This window comes from Kitasatospora sp. NPDC057542 (assembly GCF_042801945.1).
GTDB lineage: Bacteria > Actinomycetota > Actinomycetes > Streptomycetales > Streptomycetaceae > Kitasatospora.
The window spans coordinates 1-3,530 of record NZ_JBHVFE010000669.1 but is presented as its reverse complement, the minus strand read 5'-3'; the positions used below and the strand labels follow the sequence as shown (position 1 = coordinate 3,530).

The window sequence follows — 3,530 nt, the reverse complement described above, 5'->3', positions numbered from 1 at the left end:
CGCCCGGTCCTACGGCCGGGCGCCCGGCCCGCCCTCCGGCGGGTTCCGGGGCCGTTCCCGGCCGGATCGTGGCCGGTTGCCGTCCGTCACGCGGACTGTGCCCCCAGGTGCTGCTGGGGCATGAAAGGATTCAGGCACAAGGCACGCCCGGGCGGGCCCCGGCGGTGCCGAGGTCCGGTCCGCTGATGAAGGAGCTCCGTTGGGTACGTTGCGCTGGCTGACGGCGGGGGAGTCGCACGGTCCCGCACTCGTCGCGACGCTGGAAGGCCTGCCCGCCGGTGTACCGGTCACCACCGACGTGGTGGCCGACGCGCTGGCGCGCCGCCGGCTCGGTTACGGCCGCGGGGCGCGAATGAAGTTCGAACAGGACGAGGTGACCTTCCTCGGCGGCGTCCGGCACGGTCTGACCATGGGCAGCCCGGTCGCGATCATGGTCGGCAACACCGAGTGGCCGAAGTGGGAGCAGGTCATGTCGGCCGACCCGGTCGACCCCGAGGTGCTGGCGGGCCTGGCCCGCAACGAGGCGCTCACCCGCCCCCGGCCCGGTCACGCCGACCTGGCCGGCATGCAGAAGTACTCGATCGAGGAGGCGCGGCCGATCCTGGAGCGCGCCAGCGCCCGCGAGACGGCCGCCCGGGTCGCGCTGGGCGCCGTCGCCCGCGCGTACCTCCGCGAGGTGGCCGGGATCGAGATCGTCAGCCACGTGGTCGAGCTGGCCGCCGCCAAGGCGCCGGCCGGCGTGCTGCCGCTGCCCTCGGACGAGGCCCGGCTGGACGCCGACCCGGTGCGCTGCCTGGACGCCGAGGCCTCGAAGGCGATGGTCGCCGAGATCGACCAGGCCCACAAGGACGGCGACACCCTGGGCGGCGTGGTCGAGGTGCTGGCGTACGGCGTGCCGGTGGGCCTCGGCTCGCACGTGCACTGGGACCGCCGGCTGGACGCGCGGCTGGCCGCCGCGCTGATGGGCATCCAGGCGATCAAGGGCGTCGAGGTCGGCGACGGCTTCGACCTGGCCCGGGTGCCGGGCTCCGAGGCGCACGACGAGATCGTCCCCACCCCCGAGGGCGTCAAGCGCACCTCCGGCCGCTCCGGCGGCACCGAGGGCGGCCTGTCCACCGGCGAGGTGCTGCGGGTGCGCGCCGCGATGAAGCCGATCGCCACCGTGCCGCGGGCGCTCCAGACCCTGGACGTGCGCACCGGTGAGCCGGCCAAGGCGCACCACCAGCGCTCGGACGTCTGCGCGGTGCCGGCCGCGGGCATCGTCGCCGAGGCGATGGTCGCGCTGGTGCTGGCGGACGCCGTGAACGAGAAGTTCGGCGGCGACAACGTCTCCGAGACCCGGCGCAACGTCCAGGGCTACCTCGACAACCTGATCGTCCGATAATGAGCGAGCGGCCAGAAGAAGGGGCCTCCTGGCGAAGCCACCGGCCGAGCGAAGCGGGGGCCGGGGGTAATTCGCCCGTTGTCGTGCTGGTCGGCCCGCCCGGCAGTGGCAAGTCCACCGTCGGGCGGGTCCTGGCCGAGCGCCTGGGTGTCGGCTTCCGGGACACCGACGCCGACATCGAGGCGACGGCCGGAAAGCCCATCCCGGAGATCTTCGTCGACGAGGGCGAGCCGCACTTCCGCGCGCTGGAGGCGGCCGCCGGGCGCACGGCGGCCGAGGGGCACGACGGGATCCTGGCGCTCGGCGGCGGCGCGGTGCTGGCCGAGGCCACCCGCACGCTGCTGCGCGAGCTGCCGGTGGTCTTCCTGGAGGTCCCGCTGGCCGACGCGGTCAAGCGGGTCGGCCTGGACGCCCCGCGCCCGCTGCTGGCCATCAACCCGCGGGCCCGCTGGCGCGAGCTGATGGAGGCCCGCCGCCCCCTCTACCTGGAGGTGGCCACCGCCGTGGTCGACACCGCCGGGCGCAGCCCGGAGCAGGTCGCGGACGCCGTACTGGAAGCACTGGAGCTGAAGACCCCCCATGACTGACACCACCGTCAGGATCCACGTCGGCGGCAGCGCCGGCCACGACCCGTACGACGTGCTGATCGGGCACCAGCTGCTCGGCGAGCTGGCGCCGCTGATCGGCGCCCGGGCGAAGCGGGTCGCGATCATCCACCCGGAGGCGCTGGCCGCCACCGCCGACGCGATCCGCGAGGACCTGCTCGGCGAGGGCTACGAGGCCATCGCGCTGCAGGTGCCCAACGCCGAGGACGCCAAGAGCGCCGAGGTCGCCGCGTACTGCTGGTCGGTGCTCGGGCAGACCGGCTTCACCCGCAGCGACGTCATCGTCGGCCTCGGTGGCGGCGCCACCACCGACCTGGCCGGCTTCGTCGCCGCCACCTGGCTGCGCGGGGTGCGCTGGATCTCCATGCCCACCACGCTGCTCGGCATGGTCGACGCGGCGGTCGGCGGCAAGACCGGCATCAACATCGCCGAGGGCAAGAACATGGTCGGCGCGTTCCACCCGCCGGTGGGCGTGCTGGCGGACCTCGGCACCCTGGAGACCGTGCCCAGGCACGACTACGTCTCCGGCCTGGCCGAGGTCATCAAGTGCGGCTTCATCGCCGACCCGGCCATCCTCGACCTGATCGAGGCCGACCCGGAGGGCGCCAAGTCGCCGGCGGGGCCGCACACCGTCGAGCTGATCCGCCGGGCCATCCAGGTCAAGGCCGACGTGGTCTCCGGGGACCTCAAGGAATCCGGGCGGCGCGAGATCCTCAACTACGGGCACACCCTCGGCCACGCCATCGAGCGCAACGAGCGGTACAAGTGGCGGCACGGCGCGGCGATCTCCATCGGCATGGTCTTCGCCGCCGAACTCGGCCGTCTGGCCGGGCGGTTGGACGACGAGACGGCCGACCGGCACCGTACCGTGCTGGCCTCGGTCGGTCTGCCGCTGAGCTACCGGGCGGACGCCTGGCCGAAGCTGCTGGACGCGATGAAGATCGACAAGAAGTCGCGCGGCGACCTGATCCGCTTCATCGTGCTGGACGGCCTGGGCAAGACCTCCGTGCTGGAGGGCCCCGACCCGTCGCTGCTGGTCGCCGCGTACGCGGAGGTCTCCGCGTGACCAGGGTGATGGTCCTCAACGGCCCCAACCTGGGCCGGCTGGGCAGCCGCGAGCCGGACGTCTACGGCGCCACCTCGTACGCCGGACTGGTCGAGCGCTGCACCGCGCTGGGCAAGGAGTTCGGCTTCGAGGTCGAGGTGCACGAGACCAACTCCGAGCAGCAGATGGTGGAGTGGCTGCACGAGGCGGCGGACGGCCGGGTGCCGGTGGTGATCAACCCCGGTGCGTTCACGCACTACTCGTACGCGATGCGGGACGCCGCGGCGCAGCGCACCGCGCCGCTGATCGAGGTGCACATCTCCAACCCGTACGCCCGGGAGACCTTCCGGCACACCTCGGTGATCGCCGCGGTGGCCTCCGGCACCATCGCCGGATTCGGGCTGGGCTCCTACGAGCTGGCACTGCGCGCGCTGGCCGAGCAGCTCACCACCCGCTGAGGGTACGGGCGGTGGCCCGGCAGCGGACTGTGCCCGCT

The 3,530-nt window shown here is 73.5% G+C and carries 4 protein-coding genes; all 4 read left to right on the top strand.

Going from position 1 to position 3,530, the window contains the following annotated elements; translation table 11 throughout:
- The first annotated feature begins 199 nt into the window (after window positions 1-199).
- Genes aroC through aroQ form a run of 4 tightly spaced genes read left to right on the top strand, consistent with a single transcriptional unit; the run spans window position 200 to window position 3,492 of the window.
- Window positions 200-1,384, top strand: a complete 1,185-nt coding sequence (gene aroC, locus ACFU7Y_RS41810; protein ID WP_224284018.1) for a chorismate synthase — start codon at window positions 200-202, stop codon at window positions 1,382-1,384.
- Window positions 1,384-1,971 (top strand): shikimate kinase, encoded by a 588-nt coding sequence (locus ACFU7Y_RS41805; RefSeq protein ID WP_380771645.1) that lies wholly within the window; start codon window positions 1,384-1,386, stop codon window positions 1,969-1,971. The genes aroC and ACFU7Y_RS41805 overlap by 1 nt, the downstream gene beginning before the upstream one ends.
- Window positions 1,964-3,055 carry a 3-dehydroquinate synthase gene (aroB, locus tag ACFU7Y_RS41800; protein ID WP_224284020.1) on the top strand — a complete coding sequence of 364 codons (1,092 nt, stop codon included), beginning with the start codon at window positions 1,964-1,966 and terminating at the stop codon, window positions 3,053-3,055. Before ACFU7Y_RS41805 ends, aroB begins: the two co-directional genes overlap by 8 nt.
- Window positions 3,056-3,063: 8 nt before the next feature.
- A complete protein-coding gene (gene aroQ, locus ACFU7Y_RS41795) occupies window positions 3,064-3,492 on the top strand; it encodes a type II 3-dehydroquinate dehydratase (RefSeq protein ID WP_224284021.1) in 429 nt (142 codons plus the stop codon).
- Window positions 3,493-3,530 lie beyond the last annotated feature (38 nt).

Bases quoted from the DNA above. Each gene is read 5' to 3' on its own strand.
- aroB (WP_224284020.1), top strand. From the start codon at position 1,964: ATGACTGACACCACCGTCAGGATCCACGTCGGCGGCAGCGCCGGCCAC.
- aroQ (WP_224284021.1), top strand. From the start codon at position 3,064: ATGGTCCTCAACGGCCCCAACCTGGGCCGGCTGGGCAGCCGCGAGCCG.
- ACFU7Y_RS41805 (WP_380771645.1), top strand. From the start codon at position 1,384: ATGAGCGAGCGGCCAGAAGAAGGGGCCTCCTGGCGAAGCCACCGGCCG.